Below are 19,686 nucleotides of genomic sequence, written 5' to 3'. Positions count from 1 at the left end.
ATAAAAATCTGCAATGCTCTTTTTGGTTCAGAATCATCTAATCAAATCAGTGGCTCTAGAAACAACCGTATTCAGCTTTAAAATTTCTGTTCCGTTTGAACAATGGGCAGAGGTATATGACAGTGAAGAAAACAAACAACTTATGAATAAAGAAAAAATTGTTTGTCTTTATAGAGGGATAAATAAAGAGGATCCAAGTAGTGCCGTTTTTATAGAGCAAGCTGAAGAAGGTAAATCAATCGCAATGTTTTCCAATCCTGAAGTAAGACCTTTAATTGAGGAAGCTGGACACATTTATGATTCAACCGTCATCACCAGTTACTTACGAAGTTAATTAAAAGATGAAACACTTTCTTTCTCTTGTTGTATTTGCTGTATTTATAAGTGGCTGTACAAAGAACACTTCTCGAGTCAGTTCCTTAAAACCAAATGTAATCTCTGAGACACAAAGACAAAGAAATCTTTGCCTTGATTGGTATGCTTACAGAATTGAAACTGCAAAAGCAATTTCAGACCTAAATCTCAAAACAGAAAAAGAGTCGGATTTAATGGTTTATTGTGAGTTCTTTAAAAATGTAGCTGATACGAATTAACTTTTTATATGGAATTGAATTAGCCCAGTAGTTTTATGTCTTGAAACTTTCCCAAAGATACAACTGAATCTAAAATATTTTACTCTCCATTTTTTAGACTTATCGGCTAGTACAAAACAGATTTTAAGAACATTAAAGCTTCGAATCTATGCTAGAAATAGAAAAGAAAGAATCATCAAATTAAAGACTTAACCAACTACAAAAAGATCTAAATGAGCAATACTAAAGCTATGCAGACAACTAGAACTTTCTCTGAGTTTGCAAAACAAGCTGACTACTCATTCTTGGATTCTCTCGAACCTGATCCTCAGGCAACAGATGATGGTGACGACCACCTAACAAGAGAGGTCTTTTCTGGTCACTATGTACCTGTCACTCCAACAGCAATTCCAAAGCCAGAATATATCGCTCACAGTAAAATATTATTTAACGAGTTAGGCTTGAGTCAGGAACTTGCTCTAGATGAGCTTTTTCGTCGTCTATTCTCCGGCGACATAAGTGTTGCGACAACACCGATGCGACCATTTGGTTGGGCTACTGGTTACGCACTATCTATCTATGGAACTGAATATACTCAGCAGTGTCCGTTTGGGACAGGTAACGGCTATGGAGATGGGAGAGCTATTTCTATATTTGAAGGTCTTTTTAATGACAAAAGATGGGAAATGCAACTAAAAGGAGGAGGGCCAACACCATACTGCAGAGGAGCTGATGGACGAGCAGTGCTTCGTTCAAGTGTTCGTGAGTTTTTAGCGCAGGAATATATGCAATCACTCGGAGTACCAACATCACGATCTCTCACACTATATGTCTCTAAATCCGAGACAGTCCGCAGGCCTTGGTATACAAAAGACTCCAATTCAATCGATCCAGACATATTGGTAGAAACACCAGCTGCAATCTCAACACGAGTCGCGCCATCATTTTTACGGGTAGGTCAGATAGAACTCTTTGCACGTCGAGTACGCAACAATGAGCATCAAGATGCAATGAAAGAGCTCGAGATGATTGTGAAGCACTTAATCGTAAGAAATTACAAGGAGGAAATTGATCCGACCCTTAGCTTTGGCGACCAAGTCGTTGGGCTCGCAAATTCATTCCGAGAACGACTCACATCATTAGTAGCTAATTGGATGCGGATTGGCTACTGCCAAGGTAATTTCAACAGTGACAACTGCGCTGCAGGAGGTTTCACACTCGATTACGGTCCATTTGGTTTTTGCGAACTATTCGATCCCAGTTTCCAACCTTGGACAGGAGGTGGTGAACACTTTGCGTTCTTTAACCAACAAGTTGCTGCCGAAGCAAATTATCAAATGTTTTGGGGGGCGATTCGACCTCTGCTTACCGGCAACGCAAAGGCACTGGACAGGCTAGATAGCATCCGCGATGGATTTACTTCAGTAATGAATAAGAAAATGGAGAACATGTGGACAAAGAAACTAGGCTTAGTCACCTATGACGCACCTCTAGTAAATGAAATGCTACAGCTCATGGTTCACACAAAGGTCGACTACACAATCTTTTTCCGAAAACTTTCAAGTATCCCAAAAGAACTTAAAAACTTAAAAGATAGTTTCTATCTACCAATTTCAGAAGAGATTGAGACCAAATGGATCAGTTGGCTACAAAGATGGCGGGACCACGTAATTAACAAAGGTGATCAAAATGAAATATCAGCAAAAATGAAACGTATTAATCCAAAATACACATGGCGGGAATGGCTCATCACACCAGCATACGAAATGGCAGAGGAAGGCGACTATAGTCTCATAATGGAACTACAAGCTGTTTTAGAGAAACCTTACGAGGAACAATCATTAGAGGTACAGAAAAAATACGACAGACTCAAGCCCAAGAAATTCTTTGGAGCCGGTGGGATTTCCCATTACAGCTGTTCCTCATGAATTAACACCAGAATTTAAAACCTACGAAGTTAGATCTATAGAATTTAAAAATAAAGTCTAATTATCTTTAATAGGAACAACAAACATAAAAAGATTCTTTGGATGACTTTTTTATATAGGTAACCGAACCAATCATTCTCTCGAAAAAGGAATATTTGACGCATTATTGAGTTATTGAATTTGAACCATGTCCGAAGATACAAAATCTAAAATCAGAATTTTTCTTCCATTTAGTTGGTTCATTCCCGCTCTCATTTCTTTTGGAGTGATTAACTTCCACCAACTTTCTGCGGGCATCTCACCCATATCCATCTAAAACCATGTCATCACATATTCCTGAATTCTACGAATCAATAGTTGAAGCTTCCGATAGAGGAGAGTTGTGGGGGCTAAATCAAATTTCTAATAACATTAATCAACTTGAAATCAACTTTGATCCTTCTGATTATAAATAATGCAAAACTTCGATAAAATAAATCCTCTAAACAAAGAAGATAGAGAATTACTTTCTGATTTAAAGTCCACCTTTGACCTTGGGACACAAACTATCATTGGACAAGATGAAGATGAGATAGTTGATGACCTAATTGATTTGATGACTGAATATAATGAAGATCTATAACTGGAGTTAAAACTTTAAATACTAACTTGTGTGATTTAGAATTTTCGTTTTTTAATACCATCGAATTGTAAAAATTATTGTACTCCCGAAAGTAAAAAAGAGAAAATCTCAACTATTAATTTTTTGCCAAATAATTTCAGCATCTCTAAAAAGGTAAACAGCTTCTTTCCTACCAACGGCTCTTTCAGCATCATTCATCAACTTAATAAAGCTCTCTCTCAAAGCCTGCTTTTCCATGACAATTTTGGTGAACATATGAAGTTTTTCAGATCGATCGTCTACATTTCTTTTAGCTCCATTCTTCATGAATCCATGCGGGAATCTAGCTCTTACCCGAACGTTATGCCTACTCATTTAACAAGATCTAGGTTACTGATTTATCACTCAAACATTCTGAAAAGGGAAGATATCAACTGCGTGTAGGGTTAACCTCCAATTTTTTATTCAACTAGGAAGCTTTACCCACTTCGATTCCATAGTCTTTCGCGAGTTCTATCAACTCTTGCATTGACAAGTCAACTAGATAACTTCGGATACATTGATAAGCATTAAAGCTCTCAATACTTTTTCTCTCATTGAACATTGCACGAGAGATTCTTAGAGCTAAGGCTTCTTTAGTGAAAAGTGCACAAAAACAAGTATTAGAATGCTATTAAATTTCTGGATATGTGTGTGTAAAAATCATCTTACAAAAAACAAAAAATAAAATCAATATAATTGCCCTCAAAGTCACACTCTGCAGATTGACCTTTTAATATTTTATTCAAAGGAATAATTATGACAGAAGCAAAGAAAAACATAAAACTTGGATTTATCCCAAAGACGTCAAAGACTTCAGAAAAAAAAGAGGTAATTAAAGAGCCCAAAGGAAGACTTATATCCTGGTCTCCCTGGCCTCCTGCTAATTTCAAAACTCGTTACCCAGCATTCCCTTTAGTTACGACTGTTTTGATTTTAATAATTTTACGCTGGCTAATCTTAGCTAATTAACTACTAGTAAATAGTTAAAAGTTATATAAGCAAAGTTGTTTTTCAAAAGTGAAAATAGGGTATTTCTCTTGGGGGGGCAGTACGTGTAGAACAGATGCCAAATTGCAAGCACTCCATCACATCATCATCATATTTTGGCTTGTAATTAGAAAACAAATCAGACATTTCATTTCCTTGAATGGAAACCCCAGAAAATTTTCGAAATAATTGCTTTGAGAATGGCATGGTTAGACATCTAAACAACCTGCTTAATTTCTACTCATATTGGTTTAAGAAATCTATGGGGAGGAACACTCAAGTATTTATACAGGCAAGGAAAACCAATTCAATACCTAGAGACAATTGTCTAAGGATCAACTAGTCCTTATCTTGAAAGACATTGTTTTATTAATAAGAGGCAACTTTTTCACCACGCTTTACTTTGACTTTTCTCGATAATAAAGTTCCATTATTTCGATTTTTTTCTTAGACTAAATCCATCCGGAGACTGAAGATAAGAAGTTTGGCCTAAATAGGGATCTTCGCCAAAAAGATCATTCATTTGTTTTTCTGTCATTTGCCTAGGAGCTTGAACGGTTTCAGTAGGGTCTGATTCTATATGCGATGAATCTATTTCATCTGCATCAACAGCCGCAGGAGCAAGAATCAGAAGGAGACCAAGAGAGAAAGAAAGAATTCGAATTAGCAATGAGTTATTCATTCTCTTGAATTTACCTATCGGTAGAATCGGAACTATCAACTTGTTCAACCGTCTCATCTTGACTTGCTTTGTTCTTATTAGATAAGGAGCATCCACCTTCGCCCCATGCCATAACAGGAGCTGCCGAAAAAGAAAAGGCAAAGACTAAAGGTAGAATTTTATTCATAAGAGAAATTGGAATCAAAGCAATATTAAAGCCTTTTAATAAAGTTCGTTTAACTGACTTAATTCATGTCCATTCCTATTTCCATTTCATTCATAGAAACCTCACTCTGATCACTATCTAATGGTTCTACACTAATTTCAGGCAAATCTTCTTCGCTTACTTCAGGCAAGGATGGTTCAATAACTATCCCTAGAGGATTATCACCATTGTCTTCTAGAATTGACGGCTTATCAAATAAAGACTTGTCTTCTTGATCTGTCAGAAATTCTGATTCTGTTAAAAGATTATTATCTTCAATAGCAATTTTTTCACTTGTATCCTTTATTAGTAATTTCGAAAGATCAACAACGTCTATGATTACTGACTTTTGACTTTCATACATATCTTGTATCACATTAATTATTTCACCTGATTTTGTGGATTGGGAAATAAAAGCAAAACTAGTCCAGCCAGCCAGAATAATTGAGATTAAGACAATAGAAATAAAAGCAGAATACATTGCTCTTATTATTGTTTTGATCATTCGGTAACTTTAGATATTATTAAATCTAGGCACATCATTTAATACTTAAAACGGGCTCTTCACACCCTGTAAAGGCGTATAAATACTTTGGGGTTTACTCTCTAGTTTTTGCCGCCTGAATAGAGTAGAAAAATAATAGGTTATTTAGGGAGCTGAATTATGTCCTTTAATCCATTCAAACCTTTAATTCAAAACATCCAAAAATTATTCTGCACTAATATTCAAACTGAAAAACAGCGAAAAGATGAGGACCAAGAATGCTTACAGTTTGGAATTTGTACTGTGCAAGCCCAATCACCAAGACCAGAAGAGTTGTATTTTGGATGAAAATAATTTCAGTATTATGCCACTTCAGGAATATTTTCAATAAAATCATCTAATTCTTGAAATTTTCGTTCTAGATAAAAGATCTTTTTGGTTTCAGTCATTTCATCAGAATAAAATTTCACTGGCAAATCAGAAAGAAGGTTATCACCACTCATCAATCAAGTTTCACTTAATTTTTCTCTATTAAACCTAATAATCTAAAAAAAACCAATCTCTAAAACTATTAAATTTTCGTACGCCACACTTAAAATCTTCACAGAATTTCTAGTGAAATAAGTTTCTCAAAATGTACAAATCTTCAGAGACTAACTTTCAATCATTGAACAGAATAAATACTTAAGTGTTTATTCTCTAGTTATCTTCAGCCCCATAGGAGTAGAAATAGAATGTGGATCTTCGACCTCCTATGTCCTACGGAAATCGGTTTGCTCAATTAACTACAGAGGCTGCAGAAAATGCCGCTCGACTTGTTCTTAGTCAACTATCTGAAAGACTCAGTTTTTCAAAGCATCGATCAAACAACGATGAAGAAATGGAGTGTTTGCAATTTGGTATATGTTCTTATCAAGCTCAACCACAAAGAGTAAATTTCTAGAGTGTCTCAAATGAAATACACTGAACTGATTTTTATATTTTCGTCATTAACAATGACATTTTTAGGTTTCTCTTTTCTTGCTATTTAAGGAATGGAGAAAGGACTAAGAGCAATGGGCGACGATAATGTTAAATAAGTATTAAATAGAATTATTTGTTGTCAGAATCTTCCAAAAGGTCAGAATATTCCGATGACTGCGTCATTGGCAACTCAGATGCGCTATTAGTTGATCTCACCAACAAAGCAGTTAATTCTGCTGTCCTTTTATTATTAATAACATTGCTACCATGTGCTGATAACGCTGCTCCAGCCACAAGGGCAGAAATTGGCTTCCACCAAGGTAGAGATTTCAAGTCATTCTTTTGAACTTCAGCCAAGAAGAAACCTAGCCCAAGCAAAATACCAAACACAGCTCCTGACCATTGGCATATTTCGGCTGAAATAGATTTAGCATTTTCGGCAGCAATAATTTGATCTTCCATTAGGTAAAATTTTGGAAAGTAAGATTGTAATTTCTTAATTACTATAAAAGCACTATTTAGATCTAGTGAACATAAGTAATTAATTCAATATTAAGTCAATTGAACAAGCAGAAGGTAAAAAAGCCTCTAATAAAAAACAAGCAAAGAGATACCTAAGAATGAAAATGATAATGAGAAAAATATCAAAAGTAATTCAGTGGTTTTCATTACCACTCTGAATCTTCTAAAAGATTTGAATATTCGTCATAATTGTAGAAAATATCTTCTTCTAAAATTTCTTCTAAAGAAATTCTATTTAAATAAGTCATTTTAATTCAAAAACACATCTAATCATCTAGTAAAAGAAGCAAAACCGTGAGCAATTAACATTCGGTTTACATGGTTCGGTTTCTTTCATCGAAGGAGTGATTATTAATAGAAGCTTTAGTATCAACTTAAGTGAAACACCTTATCGCTGAGTACAAAAATCAAAAGTCCTATAGAACTCATTGCAAGTAATACTCCACCAAAAATAAGAGTATTGTTTTTTTCGGGTTGTTGTTGTTTAAGAACTTTTTGAATTTTTTGGACTTTTAGGGGGGTAGCTTTTTTTGCCTTCTTTTTCTTACTCATGAGCTTCATAACTTATTATTTAATGTAATGAGCTTAAATATAAATACAATCTTTTAATAGCCCTAACGAATTTTAATACCAATTTATTTACCTATTTAAAGTGTAATAATGATGCTTTTAATTTTTAATGATTTTGACTTGACCCATTTTTAGACCACTAAATTTTATATAATTCTTTTTTTATTTTTTTAGAAGTTTTCCTATTAACCAATCTAAAACTCTGAGCAACCGTACTTCCTTTAGAGTTTTGACCAATGACTGAGAATAAGAAATTTTTTCCTTTGCCTACTTGAGATCCTAAACGTGCTCCTCCATATACTCCTCCAAGCAGAGCGGGGATACACAGAATTCCTCCACTTGCAAAACATACCGAAGCGCCTGTAACTACTCCAAAATAAGAACCGCCAGCCGCGCCAGCCACACCAAGGATAAGATTATCTTCTTGTCGAAGTGAATACCACTGTGAAGTATTATCTTTAGGGATAAAATCGCTTGGCCCTGTGAACCCCTCTTCTGAAAAAATTATTTGACAATTAGAAACCTTAATACTCGCATCGTCATCACTAGAAGTTGATTGACTAACATCACATAGAGCATTATAAGTTTCTGCCTTTGTAGCGATGGGAGATAGTAATCCTACTATTAGTAGAGGTGTAATTAACAGTTTTGACATTTAATATATGAGTCGAAGTCACGATCTTTTTAGATATTTTTTATATTACAGAAACTTATTCAATCGACCAATAAAAGCTCATGAAAATATCAAAGTAATGATTGTACTCTCTCACAATTCAACAGGAGGGTTTAAAAAACTCAGAGAAAAAGACCTATGTCGACGTTATAAGGTTCACTAAATGCATCCTATTTAATTATCAATGTTTAATAATCTTCAGTACAAAACGGTTTAGATCCTCATATATTCTAGCAACACTATGGCTTTCCAGTACAGCAGTCATCCTTATAGGAATAAAAACTATTTCCTGACCACTTATTAACGCCTGTGACTTGACGTATTTAGCAGAGAGTGAAAATGCTCAAACTCCCATTAGCTCTAAAACAACATCAATAATTTTTGCTAAGACAATATTACAAATATAATCATCTCATATAGATTCTTGCTGCCTTAAAAAAAATAAATGCTACTCACGACATTAGCTCTAGCTTTCTCAGAGTGGGGGATTGGAAGGTTTCCATTGGATTTAATTGTTTTCCTTTCGGTAGCACTGATTTTTGCATTACCAGCAGGTATCAATAGAAAAAAGATTTTTGTTAAAGGAGATGCTTTTACCACTAGATTGAAGAACCAATAAAAAAGGGTCTTTCGCCTACTGAAAATATTATGAGTAGGTCGGATCTCTAAATAGTAGTCATGTAAAGATGAAAGCCAATAGGTACAAAAAGCAAGGCAGCAATTGCAAAGCGAACAAATTTGCCAGTTCCTGAATCTCTTGAGTAATCAGTGAAATAGATAAAATGGTTCCAATAAGACCAATTTTTTGGCTTTTGGATTAAGTCATTGATTAATGGCTAAACTTGTGTAAAGAAGGAATTCGGGTAACCAAGATTGAACAATCCAGCCAACAGTAATACTCAACATAAAAACCGAATTCATCTAATGTGGTTCTTTATAGGCAGGGCAAACAGAGGATACATTGCTAATTGAAAGGTTTTAAATAAAAAAATGCCTATCGACTAATGAGACGTTTATATATTTTTATTTTTATTGACCATGACAGATACATTTACCACCCTTCCAAGCAGAACACTTCTTCTTTTTGCACTTCTTCTTTTTCTTCTTATCTCCCATAAGAAATTAAGTCTATTTTAAGATTTTAGTAGAACGGAATTTGGCTTGTTGGATTATCAACTTTAAGAATTTTAATCAACAAAATCATTTTTCAACTCTATCAGTCATAAGCAAAACCCTGTAATAAATAAGTTGAATTCAGTTTTTATTGGTTGTAATACCTAACCAAATCAACAATCAAAAAAATCACAAACCCTAGAGCTAGAACTAGTGGCAGTATTTGATTACTACGAAGTTTTTGAAGGATACTAGGACTATCGTCCTTCTTTTCTTTTTTTATTGCCTTAGGAGGCAACCCCTGTTCTTTCCTTCTTTTAGCTTCTCCCATATTTTTGTAAAAGTTCAACCAATTCAATCATGACGTTTCCATTGCAAAATTCCTCAAATCTTAAAGATAAAAGAAAATTCCCATCCTCATAAAGAGCAATAACTGGTTTTACAAAGGAAAAAGTTCATAATGTTACATTAAATACAAAGGATTCCTAATGTTTGATAGATCATTTTATGGATCGATTTAATGTTATGACCAAAAAACTCACCTATAAATACGCATTCACGTTATTGAAGATGAAGAATGCTGAAGGCAGAAATGAATATATGGATTTAGCAAAAGAAGCAAATCTCTTATGGCATCAAATAGTAAGACAAAAATCTAAAAACACACCTCGAATTAACTGTCGCGCATAATTTTTTTATTACTTCAACGTCGATTAAGCAAAAGCAGGATTTTTCTCAACAAAATTATTCTTTGTTAATTCAATTAATTGATTAAAAGTCTTTTTAACAAAAGTTCCAAGGCCAAGATCAATGAGTATGTGCATAACAATAGAAATGCAAAAAACTGCATAAAAGATCAAATGGCAAATAAAAATATTTATAAACGCATTGTTTTCTTGTTCAGCAATTACTTGATGTTTATTCAGTTTTGAAGGAATGAAATCAGCAAATGAATTCACACTTGCTGATTCAACCAAACCAGATGAAATTAGTTCCTGATCTTTTACTGTTGGAGCGGCAGTAGCAGTCATAACGGAAGTCTTAATTATATCTATACTACTTTCTTAGTAATAAATCTGGCTTATACTTTTATTTTTTCGTTTTAAATCTTTTTCAAATAAGCCATCGTTTCCAAATTTTTCTGCAACATGATTGGAACTTTCTGAACATCAAACCTGTTCTTTATTTTGGTAATCTTTTTTTTCAATAAAGAAATAATGACCATAAAGCTTTATGAGTTGTATCTATTAAATCCAAAGTTTATAAATAATCAATCCGTAAGAATCACTAAAGAGAAGGCTGCCTAGCGCCCCTAGTGAAATTGTGTGTCAGATTTTTAAAGTCTATTTTTTAAAAAGAGAGCTCTTTACTCCAGCCTGTTCCCACTTTTTAATTGTTGGCCTAAGGAAGTACATCGGGAGTGCTGTCAAAACTGCAAATGAAACAACAAGTATCAGATCAGTAGTGAAATGATTAATTCCAAAATCAGTTCCGGCAAGCCATAGCCAAGGGAATGCACCAGCAAATAAAGTAGTAAGCATAAATCCTCTTCAATTAAGGCAGAGCTTATAAGAGCATTGTAATCAATGATTGCTTGCTTAGTAAAAATTATTAGTCTCTTTTGACATTTTCCATGATGTATTTAAATCATTACGCCAGTCTGGACTTGATTTGATTAACATTTAGTACCTTTCAACAATCCCTTTGAACGCAAAACTGAATATGCGATAAAAACAATCCAAAAAGGAATCGATGGACCAGTCTCAACAATAATTCCTAATTTATTGTGTTGAATACGGTAAGAATTAACAAACAAGTCATTAAAATAACTCGCTATAAAAACTTTTCAAGCAAATTCTAAATCTCTTATAGAGCTCGAAATTTTCAATAAAAAGCCAATACCTAAATTTATTACTGCAATGACATCATCAAAGCCTCTAACTAAGAACTATGTTTCTGATGAAACATATGGAGCGTAGTCTCCACTGAGAAAACTAAAAAGGTCTAGAAGAAGTACACCCAATAAAAAGTGAAGAGATCAAATGTTTTAAGTATGATTTTATTTCCATTAGCTAGGAAATGTGCTATGGCCTAGCTTGTTTAATCAATGAGATTGTTTCTTCTAGATCTAAACATGGTTGGATAGTTATATCCATTAATTTCCTCCAAGGATGCCAAAGTTTCCATATCGTTTCTAACGAATCAGCTTTAACGACACAGTGACCAACACCATTTTGAATCATAAACACCCATGAACAAACCTCATAGGTTTCTGGTCTATTCTCGACTCCTCCTGATTCGTACCATTCAACTAACATATGTCCACCTCTCTCTTGATCTTCTCCATCATTAAATTCATAAGAGATAAGATAACGCTGCATAACCTAGGTAAAACTAACAAACATAACTACTTTGCTTAGAGTAGTCAAAAATACAATTAAATATTAACTTTCTACAACTTTACAGTGGTAAAAGTTAGGTCTGACGTGGAAAAATTAAATAATAGTTTTTCAATAGCCACTAATTAATAAGAGCAACTATTCATAATAGTTTTTTTAATCAACTTATCATTAATAGGGTTTTCCCAATTCTTAACTTGTTTAATCTCTCCATTTACTGGGAGTTTACTAAATAATCTATTGTCACAATCAATAGCCATTAAATAGGAAGCAGTGTTTATAATATTTTGATCTTCAGGATTAACTTCAGAGTATTTAGTCATAACAGAAAGGAATCCTCTATTGTCGTAATTAATTGAATTAGGATCTATAAATATAAATTCATTGGCTGACTTAGACACTTCTATCCATTCAATATCATCTGCATACAAGTTAAAAGAATAAGAAAAAAACATTAGAAAAATTATTCCACAAACGAGCAATACCTGTTTTACATAATTCCTTAGAGTTATCATTATTTAGCAGGTTTTTTGATACTGATTTCTAATAAAGCCAACTAATAATAAAAAGCATCTACATCTTATAGTAAATATACATAAATTATCTTTTCTTAAACTGTTGAGCTTTGACACACACTAGGTTAATTCCAATGTTTATTCACAACATTCAAGTAGGTGTTTTGATTAAAAGATAAAAACCCCTGTCTAAATACAATAAGACTATTGGCAATATCTCCTGATTTTAAGAATCACTAATAAAATGATCATATGCTAAGTCTTGCTCCATTTCTCTACCCAAAGAAAAAAGAACATCATTAATTTCTTTCAACTGTTCTTCTAATTCACTTCTCTTAAATTGCAGATCAACAAATTTTCTTTGTAACTCTGCTTGATACCTAATCCTACAATCATCATTTTGCTTACTTTGGGTTGATAAAGGTTGATTTCTCATTGTTATGACATTTGAAAGTTTACAAGTGAACCTAGATAATACGCATAGGCTTTTGAAAGTTTTAGTGATAGTAGTACTCCCATATCTGATCTAATGGAAGTTGCTGGTATCTGTAAATCCGTCTTAATGCGTGAGTATTATGAACACAGCTTCCTTGCCTCAGCATTTACTAAATCTAGAAAAACCAGGAATGATCTTACCAGTAATTGCATATGCTTCGATGCCTGAAATGATTCCAATCATGGCAAACCAACCATTGTATTTTTCAGCTTTACTTGCATTTAAATTAGCAGAGAACCATTGTCTGAGTTTTTCTTTCATTAATTTTTATGTAGTTAAATAAAGATTAAAAAACATTTATTTTTCATTAGAAATAATAACTACCTTATTGAGTCAAATAAGGTAGTGATATCTATACTTTTATTAAATGACTAATTAATAAATTTATTCCTACATACCCTCACAAAAAAATAGACGTATTGAACACCAACTTAAATTAGAAAAGTGGTATTTAAAGAGTCTTTAATATATGATTTTCTCTTCCTAGTGATTTTATTGAATGAAATCAAGGCTAGGTCATAAGAAGATAGACCAACCTCATTTTCAAAAGAGTATTGCATTGCTAATCTTTTTTGATTAGTAATAATTACTTTTGAGGTATCCATTTTAATAACCCATAGACAATCTATTATCACTAAAAGCTAGCTATATGTATTTGCAAGAGTACTAAAGACACTTTGACAAGTGTTCATTCAGAGTACTTTTAATTCATAATTAATCTAATTGAGTATTCAAAATATATAACTGAGAAAAAATAAAATTGTCTCAATCTGATTCCTCAGGAATCGATTGAGGCTTAAGTCTCTTCTTCTTTGGTTTTTGAAGCTTATAACCAAATTCAATGAGTTGATGATATGTCAATTTAGTCTGCAAAGCGCTTAAGGATAAACGTTTTTCGTTATCTTTTTGAAGATAAAAATTTCCTTTAGTATTATTATTTGTCTCTATCGTAATAAACTCTTTGCCTTTCTTAAGGATCCAAGGTTCTTTTAGATAATTATCGTCTCCAACATTTAGCTCCCACGGAACTTGTGCTGGCTTTTTCTTTAATGGCATTTTTTAAGAATTACATACCATATTTTTTATTTTACATGTAACTCTTGCGATAATCCATTTTATGCTAATAATGATCAAAAACTGTTGTGATGATAACGTGCAACGGAAAAGGTAGAAGTTTGGATTTTAATCAGATTTAATAATGGTCTTATTTAAACTACTCTTTTGCTTAGTCGCTATTAACTGAGAGGCAATTGGGTTGACTTTATTTTCATACTTCCTTGATCTATAAATTTGAAATTTGCAAATATCATCTCCACTAAGGAAACAATCATCAATAAAATCATCTAGTACTCGTGATGGCATAATAAAAAAAGAGTTAAACAATTAATGCGTCATTAGCGTTCGCAAACAAGTGCGTCTTAACACCTAATTCTGTCTTTTGTTTAATCAGATCTCTCAACAGGAATTAAGAAAATAATTTAAACAATATCCTTATTTTCAAAAACGTAGGGACAACATTCCACAGTCATTTGCTAGACAGTATTAGCTAAACAAGTTGGGAACAAAGGGAATAAGGCTTATTACAATGAACCGAGAAAGAGTTGAGAGTTAATTTGTAGCCAATAGAAAGATCATAGTTATCAAAACCGAACAAAATCCAATCGCACTACTAAAAAAGTCAAGTCACAATAAAGTTGGTGCTCACACCAATAAGAAGATTAAGGATGAAATCTATACCATCCTTAATCTTCTCACTAGAATTTAATGAAATCATTTCCCATGAGTACTAACCACAAAACCACTCTCAATTTCTCTCATGCACCCTACAAAAGTAAAACTTTTTCAAATGATCTAGATCGAGAGATAAAAATGGGAGAACTCAGGCTTCGATACGTTCAACTAATGAGAGATTTTCATACGTCTCTAGGAGAGGAAAAGGCAACTGATTTAATAAATGAATCTGTGGCCATTTGGAAAAAACTTAGTATTCAAAAATAATTTAGGATCTTAGTATTGATCTAATTAATCATTTACATTCAATTAAAATTGTTATACAAATAGTATAAGTATAGGGAAATGATATGGTGCGGTTATGAATATCTCAGATGATCTTAAAATCTTATTCAATAGATTTCTAAACTCACAAGCTCCTAAGAGAAGAGAGATGAAAAGAGTTTTCCAATGGAAAAGATACCTTGATTGGAAAGATCTAACCGCTGAAGAGAAGCTCTCTGTCAAAAGATTCTTGTTAATTCCTGTATATGCCTATCTAATAGTTGGAATCTTTAATCAGAATTTCTCTTTAATTGTTCTACTACTTATTGGTTATGTGCTTTATAAGAAATTTGAAAGAGGAAGAATTCAGAAGAAATAACTTTCAAAATCAACTTGAGATAATCTTTTTGCTTTTTTGAGTTTATTAAAAATAAAAAGCTTGAGCTATATTATTGAGTATTTACTGTTAAGTCGTATTTCCATAAATTATATAAAAGTTATAATAGGTACATAAAGGAATAATTTTAAAAATGATCTTCTTTGCAGTTCTGTGTAATGAATATAGCTAAATTCCTATTAATTGATTCGGCATTAGTAATTACAATAATACCAGTTCTGTTTTTGCTTCAAGGTGGAAATAAAAACTCTCCTCTTTTTCGAAGATCAAATAAAGAAGAATTATTGAGAAATACTTCTATTAAACTCCCAGACAAAGAAAAGCTTCTAAATCTAGAAAAACTTGCAAAGGATCAAGGCAGTGGAATTCAATTTGAATCGCTTATTGGAAATTGGAAGTTTGTATCAGTATGGAAAAAAGATAAGGACGAAGAAGATCATGTTTTCAGTTAATTGCTTAGAGTCTTCTCTGCAAATATAGAGTTCCAAAAAGAAATCTCTACTAATAATTCACCTAAATTTTCTGTTATCACATCCATACGATTTGGACTTTTAACCATAGAGTTTTCAGGGTCTGGTTATTTAAGAGGGAATCAACCTTTATTAGCTTTCTTCATTAATCTAATTGAACTAAAACTTCGTTCAAATATTTTGCTAAAAAGATCTCTCATAGGAGCTAAAGCAAAGGAAGAGTTGTTTTTCAACCTTATAGCATTAGAAAACAATGGGGATTGGCTTTCAGCTAGAGGACAAGGAGGTACTCTGGTTCTCTGGTTGAAAGGTTGAAATCAATGCATAAATCCAAGAATCAATAAAAGAGTCACCTAGGAAGGGACTAAAAGCCCCAGTTTTATTTTTCTAACTTTCGAGGTTTTAAGAAGTCCTATCAATAAATTGATCTGGTATTGGAAAATCTTCTCGTATTTGTTTTAGACGTTTTTTGTAAATAGTTTCATAACCTGGATCACGGCTTTTATAAGCGTTGTAATTTTGCCCTTCAAAATCCTCTTCTTGAATTAATTCTTCAACTTGCTTAACAAGGTCTCTATAAATATCTGCTCCAACTATCTGTTCTTTAGTAAGCTCGCTTCCGTGAGAATCTGCGTATTGAATAATTCCTTTGTAAGTAAAAAGCCATTGTCTTCTTGCTAGCGGATCTAATGCTATAACTTCTTTAACTATAAAACTTGTACAAAGTTTTAACTTTACTTCTAAATCGTTAGTGTCAATCACAAAGGAAGGAACTTATCGCTCTTCAATATTAGATGGCAATTTTTAAATTCATTCATTCGCTTTGAATCCCTCAACAGGAATAGCTTTAATCTTGTTACGAGTTGAGTAAATTTGATTCATTTTTTCTTCACCTATGAATTACTAGCAAGAAGAAAAATGCACGTGTAAAAAAAAGACAATCTAGTATGTGTTTCTTTAGTCTTTCAAAAGTATCTAGGTGAGGAATAATTTAAATTTTTATAGCCTCCTCAATAATCGAAATCTCTCTGGTGTTTCTTTTATTAAGCCCTCGAAGTTCTAATTGAAAGCGTATTACCTCCAATGCAATCTTGTTAAATCGAAAGGTTGCTTGTACATAACCATGTGAATAATCAGATTCAAAATACCCAAACCCCTTCAAGTCTTTTACGAGTAAATAGCTATCAAAAATTTTGCTGTACCATCTTATTAGCATATTGTTATCCATAATGTCAGCTATAGCCATACGGGATAAAGTCTTAGTTCTTACGGCAAAGTAATCATTAAGGTCTTGATAAATAGGTAAAAAGAATTTCATAGACCCTTTCTAGCTGATCTTGCTCAACTCATCTTCATGCTCTAAGCAAAGTTACGTAAAAAATAAAAAAAAATTACGAACTAAAGAGGTGAAACCACAAATTATTTCAATGCCAGTGAAACATTTAGAGAAAGCAATAGTGGTACTCTTCACTTATTTGAGAACGTGGGTAAAAAAACTTAATTCATTTTGTTGGTTTTACATCTGCTGATGGACTAAAAACAATAATCAATAAATACTCAGAACCTTAATTTTGATCTAGTACAAATTCAATTCTCCATAAATCAAGAACTGAAACAAAGTAAAAGTGCTAAAGCTGATCTTTATCTCAAGACATATGTAATAGGTAATCTCTTTTTTAAAGCTATAAAAAGTATGGGAGCTAAACAGTTGCCACTAATCTTTAGGACTATTGATCGATGGTTTCATTTGCTAGAGCAAGAACAAGATCATTACTATCAAAGCTATGGCCTGTAACAGAAAAGTCCCTCAATAATCATTCAGTTGAGTTGCGCGAGGATGATATTGAGAAGCAAAACAAGTGTTTCTTGGAAGCAAGCAAGAATGGTGGAATGTGGTTTTCTTAAGGAACTCACATTAAGTAAGATTGGAGACTTTTCTCCGAATGATCTAGGAGAAAGCATTACTAGCTGCGATCATGTGATATGAAAACAAGAAAAGAGTTGTGAGGAAATATATTTGATTAGAATATAAAAAGATATAAAAGAGCATTTAGGCGATTATTTAAATCACGAAAAGTAAATAAAGTTATAAAAAATTGAGGTCTTTAAAAAGTAATTGAATATCAATTATCTAATTGCTTGGCTTCTTCCTCAATATATTTTTTTAGGGTATAACCATGACAATCAAAAGGATATTCTGCCCTAGTCATCTCGCTCGCCTGAGTCTTGTCAGCATCATTACCTCTAAATTTTCGGCAATCACATATAAAGTCCATCTTGGTTCCATTTTTATAATCTTCAACTCTCGTATCTAGCCATTCTTTTGCTTGCTCTGGCATCTCATCACAAGCAATCCATGACCCCCAAAACAATGCATCAAACATTTGTATTGCTTCTGCTCTTTTATTTGGTCCTGCCAGGTCATCACAAAAATTTCTCACTGGACAGTCTTTTCTACTGATATAAAACTTTTTAGCTTGATTCTCATAACCTCTGACATACGTTTTTTTATTATTTACTGCGTCCAAAGCAGCATTTAATTGATCTCCGCCAAATGTATTTGTTATTCGCGCCTTATCAATTGACATCTGATCAGAAAGTCCCGACTTGCTTTCAGTAGTGTCATCGTTTCTCCTGACATCAAATTGTCCAAACACTTCGATTTGTTCAGTCATCTAGGTGAAACTCTTCTTCTATTAGATTCATGATTTTAATCTAATAAATAAAAAATGATCTATGGCTTAAAGAGAAAAGTCCTCTTAATTATTAATTGATGCCTCCTCCCAAGCATCTCATTTCTTGCAAGAACTTTTCCATTTCTGACTTGTTACTCTAATCCAATAAATTGATGGCTTGATTGATCCATTTGACAAACTCTTTTGGCACCTCTTTTTATTTTCCATTTCCTGTGCATGCCGCCATCAATGTGTTTCCAGCCATTTCCCAAATGAGATAAGATCCTCCTTCGTTAACCCATTTATCACATTGTGTTTTGGCATCGATTTCATCAAAAGCATCAGCAATCAAGGAAGGGAAAAGAAACAAACATATTGCGACAAATAATGAGCGTTTCATAAAGCAATAACAGTTTGAGAGTTCATATCTCAAACCAAATTAATTCGTATACTGCAAATCAAAAATAAAGAAAGAACTAGCACATACATTTATCAAGGGGGGGCAAAATTGAATCAATATGCGCCCAGAGGTTTATCTGATTAACTTTATAAATATCCAACTTTATCTGCTACTTCCATTATCTGTAAAAAGCAATGACTAATAAATTTTTACACCGTTGCAATTAAAACCACTGCACTGAAGTTTGAATAAGAGAGATAAAACAAAATCGTGGAAGCCAGGAACAGCTTTATTTAGTCCAATGAAAAATATCAGTAAAGAAATTAAAGTCATTGAAAGGTACTGCATCCAATGAATCCCGATGCCATCCAAACCATGATTGTTAAAATCTTTTAATTCCATTGGTTTTTGTGAAAAATCCTAACCTACGAAAATCATGCAGTGGCTTTGGTTAAGCTGAGTTTTGAACAAAATTTGTTTATTGGTTGCTTAATTGAAAGAATTTTCCTACAAAATTCATCTAAATTTTGAATTAACGGCTTGAAAGGGTTCATATCCATTTTTTTGACCTATAGAATTACTGAAGATCCGAATTGGAATGCACCTGCCAAAAGAAGTAAGGCAGGAAGGTTCCAAAGGACTAAAACTTTCAATGCAGTTTTTTTATAGGTTGCAGCAGTCAATCTGTTGGGGAGAAATTGTTTAAAGAGAAACGCATATTGGTTCTCTCACAAAACAAATTTAAGAAGGATGCTAATTAAGTGATGTTCGGTCTGGGTAGGGCTAACCGTGTAATAAATTATTCTTATGGATATGCAGAACTGTTAACCCAGCGTCATGTAAAAAGAAATCAGTTAAAAGTAGTCAGTTTTCCGACTACAAAATTAGTAATATATTTTTTTGGCATTTAATTGAGATATTACCTTATTGATTGAAGTCATATGAGCCCTAAGCTCCCAAAAGTAAAACCAACACCACAGAAGAGAGCAAATTCTGCTAGATCTCTGCATCCGGATGG

37 protein-coding genes and 1 pseudogene are annotated in these 19,686 nt (G+C 33.1%); 15 read left to right on the top strand and 23 right to left on the bottom strand.

Annotated features, from left to right (window positions below):
* Positions 1-49 precede the first annotated feature (49 nt).
* The 3 genes from SIB75_RS04940 to SIB75_RS04930 all read left to right on the top strand — a co-directional run bounded on the left by SIB75_RS04940 (position 50) and on the right by SIB75_RS04930 (position 2,500).
* On the top strand, positions 50-334 hold the full coding sequence (locus tag SIB75_RS04940) for a DUF3764 family protein (RefSeq protein ID WP_413684472.1): 285 nt from the start codon (positions 50-52) through the stop codon (positions 332-334).
* A gap of 7 nt (positions 335-341) precedes the next feature.
* Complete coding sequence (locus SIB75_RS04935; protein ID WP_413684471.1) at positions 342-593, top strand: hypothetical protein; 252 nt, start codon at positions 342-344, stop codon at positions 591-593.
* Between the two features lie 212 nt (positions 594-805).
* Positions 806-2,500, top strand: coding sequence for a protein adenylyltransferase SelO (locus SIB75_RS04930; protein ID WP_413684470.1), 1,695 nt, complete (start codon positions 806-808; stop codon positions 2,498-2,500).
* A 171-nt stretch (positions 2,501-2,671) separates the two neighbouring features.
* Here the strand turns inward: SIB75_RS04930 and SIB75_RS04925 are convergent, their stop codons facing one another.
* Complete coding sequence (locus SIB75_RS04925; protein ID WP_413684468.1) at positions 2,672-2,806, bottom strand: hypothetical protein; 135 nt, start codon at positions 2,804-2,806, stop codon at positions 2,672-2,674.
* A 14-nt stretch (positions 2,807-2,820) separates the two neighbouring features.
* Between SIB75_RS04925 and SIB75_RS04920 the strand changes: the two genes are divergently transcribed.
* Positions 2,821-2,955, top strand: coding sequence for a hypothetical protein (locus SIB75_RS04920; protein ID WP_413684467.1), 135 nt, complete (start codon positions 2,821-2,823; stop codon positions 2,953-2,955).
* Positions 2,955-3,122, top strand: coding sequence for a hypothetical protein (locus SIB75_RS04915; RefSeq protein WP_413684465.1), 168 nt, complete (start codon positions 2,955-2,957; stop codon positions 3,120-3,122). The genes SIB75_RS04920 and SIB75_RS04915 overlap by 1 nt, the downstream gene beginning before the upstream one ends.
* Before the next feature lie 108 nt (positions 3,123-3,230).
* Here SIB75_RS04915 and SIB75_RS04910 read toward each other — a convergent pair whose 3' ends face one another.
* Both SIB75_RS04910 and SIB75_RS04905 read right to left on the bottom strand, forming a co-directional pair.
* Positions 3,231-3,476, bottom strand: coding sequence for a hypothetical protein (locus tag SIB75_RS04910; protein WP_413684464.1), 246 nt, complete (start codon positions 3,474-3,476; stop codon positions 3,231-3,233).
* 94 nt (positions 3,477-3,570) lie between these two features.
* Entirely contained in the window at positions 3,571-3,705 is a 135-nt protein-coding gene (locus SIB75_RS04905) for a hypothetical protein (protein ID WP_413684463.1), read from the bottom strand.
* A gap of 194 nt (positions 3,706-3,899) precedes the next feature.
* On the opposite strand from SIB75_RS04905, the gene SIB75_RS04900 reads away from it, so the two are divergent.
* Positions 3,900-4,112, top strand: a complete 213-nt coding sequence (locus SIB75_RS04900) for a hypothetical protein (RefSeq protein ID WP_413684462.1) — start codon at positions 3,900-3,902, stop codon at positions 4,110-4,112.
* A gap of 448 nt (positions 4,113-4,560) precedes the next feature.
* On the opposite strand, the gene SIB75_RS04895 is transcribed toward SIB75_RS04900, so the two are convergent.
* The 3 genes from SIB75_RS04895 to SIB75_RS04885 are packed head-to-tail and all read right to left on the bottom strand — an operon-like array spanning position 4,561 to position 5,501.
* Entirely contained in the window at positions 4,561-4,812 is a 252-nt protein-coding gene (locus SIB75_RS04895) for a hypothetical protein (RefSeq protein WP_413684460.1), read from the bottom strand.
* A gap of 10 nt (positions 4,813-4,822) precedes the next feature.
* Positions 4,823-4,978 (bottom strand): hypothetical protein, encoded by a 156-nt coding sequence (locus SIB75_RS04890; protein ID WP_413684459.1) that lies wholly within the window; start codon positions 4,976-4,978, stop codon positions 4,823-4,825.
* Between the two features lie 58 nt (positions 4,979-5,036).
* Positions 5,037-5,501, bottom strand: coding sequence for a hypothetical protein (locus SIB75_RS04885; RefSeq protein WP_413684458.1), 465 nt, complete (start codon positions 5,499-5,501; stop codon positions 5,037-5,039).
* A 159-nt stretch (positions 5,502-5,660) separates the two neighbouring features.
* Between SIB75_RS04885 and SIB75_RS04880 the strand changes: the two genes are divergently transcribed.
* Positions 5,661-5,828 (top strand): hypothetical protein, encoded by a 168-nt coding sequence (locus SIB75_RS04880; protein WP_413684456.1) that lies wholly within the window; start codon positions 5,661-5,663, stop codon positions 5,826-5,828.
* A 14-nt stretch (positions 5,829-5,842) separates the two neighbouring features.
* On the opposite strand, the gene SIB75_RS04875 is transcribed toward SIB75_RS04880, so the two are convergent.
* Positions 5,843-5,983 carry a hypothetical protein gene (locus tag SIB75_RS04875; RefSeq protein ID WP_413684454.1) on the bottom strand — a complete coding sequence of 47 codons (141 nt, stop codon included), beginning with the start codon at positions 5,981-5,983 and terminating at the stop codon, positions 5,843-5,845.
* A gap of 251 nt (positions 5,984-6,234) precedes the next feature.
* Here SIB75_RS04875 and SIB75_RS04870 point away from each other — a divergent pair, with 251 nt between their 5' ends.
* Positions 6,235-6,423: a hypothetical protein gene (locus SIB75_RS04870; protein ID WP_413684452.1), complete on the top strand. Its 189-nt coding sequence runs from the start codon at positions 6,235-6,237 to the stop codon at positions 6,421-6,423.
* Between the two features lie 149 nt (positions 6,424-6,572).
* Here the strand turns inward: SIB75_RS04870 and SIB75_RS04865 are convergent, their stop codons facing one another.
* The 3 genes from SIB75_RS04865 to SIB75_RS04855 all read right to left on the bottom strand — a co-directional run bounded on the left by SIB75_RS04865 (position 6,573) and on the right by SIB75_RS04855 (position 8,190).
* Positions 6,573-6,905, bottom strand: coding sequence for a hypothetical protein (locus SIB75_RS04865; protein ID WP_413684450.1), 333 nt, complete (start codon positions 6,903-6,905; stop codon positions 6,573-6,575).
* A 429-nt stretch (positions 6,906-7,334) separates the two neighbouring features.
* Positions 7,335-7,517, bottom strand: a complete 183-nt coding sequence (locus SIB75_RS04860; RefSeq protein ID WP_413684449.1) for a hypothetical protein — start codon at positions 7,515-7,517, stop codon at positions 7,335-7,337.
* A 157-nt stretch (positions 7,518-7,674) separates the two neighbouring features.
* Positions 7,675-8,190, bottom strand: coding sequence for a hypothetical protein (locus SIB75_RS04855; RefSeq protein WP_413684447.1), 516 nt, complete (start codon positions 8,188-8,190; stop codon positions 7,675-7,677).
* 209 nt (positions 8,191-8,399) lie between these two features.
* Here SIB75_RS04855 and SIB75_RS04850 point away from each other — a divergent pair.
* Positions 8,400-8,526 (top strand): annotated as a pseudogene (locus tag SIB75_RS04850) (Photosystem I reaction center subunit IX).
* 127 nt (positions 8,527-8,653) lie between these two features.
* Positions 8,654-8,827 carry a hypothetical protein gene (locus SIB75_RS04845; protein WP_413684446.1) on the top strand — a complete coding sequence of 58 codons (174 nt, stop codon included), beginning with the start codon at positions 8,654-8,656 and terminating at the stop codon, positions 8,825-8,827.
* Between the two features lie 642 nt (positions 8,828-9,469).
* Here SIB75_RS04845 and SIB75_RS04840 read toward each other — a convergent pair.
* The 9 genes from SIB75_RS04840 to SIB75_RS04800 form a co-directional block, all read right to left on the bottom strand.
* On the bottom strand, positions 9,470-9,652 hold the full coding sequence (locus SIB75_RS04840; protein ID WP_413684445.1) for a hypothetical protein: 183 nt from the start codon (positions 9,650-9,652) through the stop codon (positions 9,470-9,472).
* A gap of 382 nt (positions 9,653-10,034) precedes the next feature.
* Positions 10,035-10,352: a hypothetical protein gene (locus SIB75_RS04835; RefSeq protein WP_413684444.1), complete on the bottom strand. Its 318-nt coding sequence runs from the start codon at positions 10,350-10,352 to the stop codon at positions 10,035-10,037.
* A gap of 312 nt (positions 10,353-10,664) precedes the next feature.
* Complete coding sequence (locus tag SIB75_RS04830) at positions 10,665-10,862, bottom strand: hypothetical protein (protein WP_413684442.1); 198 nt, start codon at positions 10,860-10,862, stop codon at positions 10,665-10,667.
* A 543-nt stretch (positions 10,863-11,405) separates the two neighbouring features.
* Positions 11,406-11,702 carry a DUF3303 domain-containing protein gene (locus SIB75_RS04825; RefSeq protein ID WP_413684441.1) on the bottom strand — a complete coding sequence of 99 codons (297 nt, stop codon included), beginning with the start codon at positions 11,700-11,702 and terminating at the stop codon, positions 11,406-11,408.
* A gap of 143 nt (positions 11,703-11,845) precedes the next feature.
* On the bottom strand, positions 11,846-12,175 hold the full coding sequence (locus SIB75_RS04820; RefSeq protein ID WP_413684440.1) for a hypothetical protein: 330 nt from the start codon (positions 12,173-12,175) through the stop codon (positions 11,846-11,848).
* 286 nt (positions 12,176-12,461) lie between these two features.
* Positions 12,462-12,671 carry a hypothetical protein gene (locus SIB75_RS04815; RefSeq protein ID WP_413684438.1) on the bottom strand — a complete coding sequence of 70 codons (210 nt, stop codon included), beginning with the start codon at positions 12,669-12,671 and terminating at the stop codon, positions 12,462-12,464.
* Between the two features lie 159 nt (positions 12,672-12,830).
* The gene (locus SIB75_RS04810) at positions 12,831-12,992 is read right to left on the bottom strand and encodes a hypothetical protein (RefSeq protein WP_413684437.1); all 162 of its coding nucleotides are present in this window, start codon (positions 12,990-12,992) and stop codon (positions 12,831-12,833) included.
* 170 nt (positions 12,993-13,162) lie between these two features.
* Positions 13,163-13,336, bottom strand: coding sequence for a hypothetical protein (locus SIB75_RS04805; protein ID WP_413684436.1), 174 nt, complete (start codon positions 13,334-13,336; stop codon positions 13,163-13,165).
* Between the two features lie 160 nt (positions 13,337-13,496).
* Positions 13,497-13,787: a cytochrome oxidase gene (locus SIB75_RS04800; RefSeq protein ID WP_413684434.1), complete on the bottom strand. Its 291-nt coding sequence runs from the start codon at positions 13,785-13,787 to the stop codon at positions 13,497-13,499.
* A 708-nt stretch (positions 13,788-14,495) separates the two neighbouring features.
* Here SIB75_RS04800 and SIB75_RS04795 point away from each other — a divergent pair.
* From SIB75_RS04795 to SIB75_RS04780, 4 genes are all read left to right on the top strand, one after another.
* The gene (locus SIB75_RS04795) at positions 14,496-14,729 is read left to right on the top strand and encodes a hypothetical protein (protein ID WP_413684432.1); all 234 of its coding nucleotides are present in this window, start codon (positions 14,496-14,498) and stop codon (positions 14,727-14,729) included.
* A 166-nt stretch (positions 14,730-14,895) separates the two neighbouring features.
* Positions 14,896-15,105, top strand: a complete 210-nt coding sequence (locus SIB75_RS04790) for a hypothetical protein (protein WP_413684431.1) — start codon at positions 14,896-14,898, stop codon at positions 15,103-15,105.
* 176 nt (positions 15,106-15,281) lie between these two features.
* Positions 15,282-15,575 (top strand): hypothetical protein, encoded by a 294-nt coding sequence (locus tag SIB75_RS04785; protein ID WP_413684430.1) that lies wholly within the window; start codon positions 15,282-15,284, stop codon positions 15,573-15,575.
* The gene (locus SIB75_RS04780; protein WP_413684429.1) at positions 15,576-15,908 is read left to right on the top strand and encodes a hypothetical protein; all 333 of its coding nucleotides are present in this window, start codon (positions 15,576-15,578) and stop codon (positions 15,906-15,908) included.
* An 87-nt stretch (positions 15,909-15,995) separates the two neighbouring features.
* Here the strand turns inward: SIB75_RS04780 and SIB75_RS04775 are convergent, their stop codons facing one another.
* Both SIB75_RS04775 and SIB75_RS04770 read right to left on the bottom strand, forming a co-directional pair.
* On the bottom strand, positions 15,996-16,355 hold the full coding sequence (locus tag SIB75_RS04775) for a hypothetical protein (protein WP_413684428.1): 360 nt from the start codon (positions 16,353-16,355) through the stop codon (positions 15,996-15,998).
* 229 nt (positions 16,356-16,584) lie between these two features.
* Positions 16,585-16,839 (bottom strand): hypothetical protein, encoded by a 255-nt coding sequence (locus SIB75_RS04770; RefSeq protein ID WP_413684427.1) that lies wholly within the window; start codon positions 16,837-16,839, stop codon positions 16,585-16,587.
* A 491-nt stretch (positions 16,840-17,330) separates the two neighbouring features.
* Here SIB75_RS04770 and SIB75_RS04765 point away from each other — a divergent pair, with 491 nt between their 5' ends.
* Positions 17,331-17,498, top strand: a complete 168-nt coding sequence (locus SIB75_RS04765) for a hypothetical protein (RefSeq protein ID WP_413684425.1) — start codon at positions 17,331-17,333, stop codon at positions 17,496-17,498.
* Between the two features lie 218 nt (positions 17,499-17,716).
* Here SIB75_RS04765 and SIB75_RS04760 read toward each other — a convergent pair whose 3' ends face one another.
* Both SIB75_RS04760 and SIB75_RS04755 read right to left on the bottom strand, forming a co-directional pair.
* Positions 17,717-18,268 (bottom strand): hypothetical protein, encoded by a 552-nt coding sequence (locus SIB75_RS04760; protein ID WP_413684423.1) that lies wholly within the window; start codon positions 18,266-18,268, stop codon positions 17,717-17,719.
* A 217-nt stretch (positions 18,269-18,485) separates the two neighbouring features.
* Positions 18,486-18,668: a hypothetical protein gene (locus tag SIB75_RS04755; protein ID WP_413684421.1), complete on the bottom strand. Its 183-nt coding sequence runs from the start codon at positions 18,666-18,668 to the stop codon at positions 18,486-18,488.
* Between the last annotated feature and the right edge of the window lie 1,018 nt (positions 18,669-19,686).

This window comes from Prochlorococcus sp. MIT 1011 (genome assembly GCF_047305235.1).
Lineage (GTDB): Bacteria > Cyanobacteriota > Cyanobacteriia > PCC-6307 > Cyanobiaceae > Prochlorococcus_B.
Note: the sequence above shows the minus strand (reverse complement) of the source record. Positions and strands in the feature narration are given on the sequence as shown.

Excerpts from the sequence above, each read along its gene's own strand:
- SIB75_RS04935 (WP_413684471.1), top strand. The coding sequence starts at position 342 with ATGAAACACTTTCTTTCTCTTGTTGTATTTGCTGTATTTATAAGTGGC.
- SIB75_RS04930 (WP_413684470.1), top strand. The coding sequence starts at position 806 with ATGAGCAATACTAAAGCTATGCAGACAACTAGAACTTTCTCTGAGTTT.
- SIB75_RS04925 (WP_413684468.1), bottom strand. The coding sequence starts at position 2,806 with ATGGGTGAGATGCCCGCAGAAAGTTGGTGGAAGTTAATCACTCCAAAA.
- SIB75_RS04920 (WP_413684467.1), top strand. The coding sequence starts at position 2,821 with ATGTCATCACATATTCCTGAATTCTACGAATCAATAGTTGAAGCTTCC.
- SIB75_RS04915 (WP_413684465.1), top strand. The coding sequence starts at position 2,955 with ATGCAAAACTTCGATAAAATAAATCCTCTAAACAAAGAAGATAGAGAA.
- SIB75_RS04910 (WP_413684464.1), bottom strand. The coding sequence starts at position 3,476 with ATGAGTAGGCATAACGTTCGGGTAAGAGCTAGATTCCCGCATGGATTC.
- SIB75_RS04905 (WP_413684463.1), bottom strand. The coding sequence starts at position 3,705 with ATGTTCAATGAGAGAAAAAGTATTGAGAGCTTTAATGCTTATCAATGT.
- SIB75_RS04900 (WP_413684462.1), top strand. The coding sequence starts at position 3,900 with ATGACAGAAGCAAAGAAAAACATAAAACTTGGATTTATCCCAAAGACG.
- SIB75_RS04895 (WP_413684460.1), bottom strand. The coding sequence starts at position 4,812 with ATGAATAACTCATTGCTAATTCGAATTCTTTCTTTCTCTCTTGGTCTC.
- SIB75_RS04890 (WP_413684459.1), bottom strand. The coding sequence starts at position 4,978 with ATGAATAAAATTCTACCTTTAGTCTTTGCCTTTTCTTTTTCGGCAGCT.
- SIB75_RS04885 (WP_413684458.1), bottom strand. The coding sequence starts at position 5,501 with ATGATCAAAACAATAATAAGAGCAATGTATTCTGCTTTTATTTCTATT.
- SIB75_RS04880 (WP_413684456.1), top strand. The coding sequence starts at position 5,661 with ATGTCCTTTAATCCATTCAAACCTTTAATTCAAAACATCCAAAAATTA.
- SIB75_RS04875 (WP_413684454.1), bottom strand. The coding sequence starts at position 5,983 with ATGAGTGGTGATAACCTTCTTTCTGATTTGCCAGTGAAATTTTATTCT.
- SIB75_RS04870 (WP_413684452.1), top strand. The coding sequence starts at position 6,235 with ATGTCCTACGGAAATCGGTTTGCTCAATTAACTACAGAGGCTGCAGAA.
- SIB75_RS04865 (WP_413684450.1), bottom strand. The coding sequence starts at position 6,905 with ATGGAAGATCAAATTATTGCTGCCGAAAATGCTAAATCTATTTCAGCC.
- SIB75_RS04860 (WP_413684449.1), bottom strand. The coding sequence starts at position 7,517 with ATGAGTAAGAAAAAGAAGGCAAAAAAAGCTACCCCCCTAAAAGTCCAA.
- SIB75_RS04855 (WP_413684447.1), bottom strand. The coding sequence starts at position 8,190 with ATGTCAAAACTGTTAATTACACCTCTACTAATAGTAGGATTACTATCT.
- SIB75_RS04845 (WP_413684446.1), top strand. The coding sequence starts at position 8,654 with ATGCTACTCACGACATTAGCTCTAGCTTTCTCAGAGTGGGGGATTGGA.
- SIB75_RS04840 (WP_413684445.1), bottom strand. The coding sequence starts at position 9,652 with ATGGGAGAAGCTAAAAGAAGGAAAGAACAGGGGTTGCCTCCTAAGGCA.
- SIB75_RS04835 (WP_413684444.1), bottom strand. The coding sequence starts at position 10,352 with ATGACTGCTACTGCCGCTCCAACAGTAAAAGATCAGGAACTAATTTCA.
- SIB75_RS04830 (WP_413684442.1), bottom strand. The coding sequence starts at position 10,862 with ATGCTTACTACTTTATTTGCTGGTGCATTCCCTTGGCTATGGCTTGCC.
- SIB75_RS04825 (WP_413684441.1), bottom strand. The coding sequence starts at position 11,702 with ATGCAGCGTTATCTTATCTCTTATGAATTTAATGATGGAGAAGATCAA.
- SIB75_RS04820 (WP_413684440.1), bottom strand. The coding sequence starts at position 12,175 with ATGTTTTTTTCTTATTCTTTTAACTTGTATGCAGATGATATTGAATGG.
- SIB75_RS04815 (WP_413684438.1), bottom strand. The coding sequence starts at position 12,671 with ATGAGAAATCAACCTTTATCAACCCAAAGTAAGCAAAATGATGATTGT.
- SIB75_RS04810 (WP_413684437.1), bottom strand. The coding sequence starts at position 12,992 with ATGAAAGAAAAACTCAGACAATGGTTCTCTGCTAATTTAAATGCAAGT.
- SIB75_RS04805 (WP_413684436.1), bottom strand. The coding sequence starts at position 13,336 with ATGGATACCTCAAAAGTAATTATTACTAATCAAAAAAGATTAGCAATG.
- SIB75_RS04800 (WP_413684434.1), bottom strand. The coding sequence starts at position 13,787 with ATGCCATTAAAGAAAAAGCCAGCACAAGTTCCGTGGGAGCTAAATGTT.
- SIB75_RS04795 (WP_413684432.1), top strand. The coding sequence starts at position 14,496 with ATGAAATCATTTCCCATGAGTACTAACCACAAAACCACTCTCAATTTC.
- SIB75_RS04790 (WP_413684431.1), top strand. The coding sequence starts at position 14,896 with ATGAAAAGAGTTTTCCAATGGAAAAGATACCTTGATTGGAAAGATCTA.
- SIB75_RS04785 (WP_413684430.1), top strand. The coding sequence starts at position 15,282 with ATGAATATAGCTAAATTCCTATTAATTGATTCGGCATTAGTAATTACA.
- SIB75_RS04770 (WP_413684427.1), bottom strand. The coding sequence starts at position 16,839 with ATGGCTATAGCTGACATTATGGATAACAATATGCTAATAAGATGGTAC.
- SIB75_RS04765 (WP_413684425.1), top strand. The coding sequence starts at position 17,331 with ATGGTTTCATTTGCTAGAGCAAGAACAAGATCATTACTATCAAAGCTA.
- SIB75_RS04760 (WP_413684423.1), bottom strand. The coding sequence starts at position 18,268 with ATGACTGAACAAATCGAAGTGTTTGGACAATTTGATGTCAGGAGAAAC.
- SIB75_RS04755 (WP_413684421.1), bottom strand. The coding sequence starts at position 18,668 with ATGAAACGCTCATTATTTGTCGCAATATGTTTGTTTCTTTTCCCTTCC.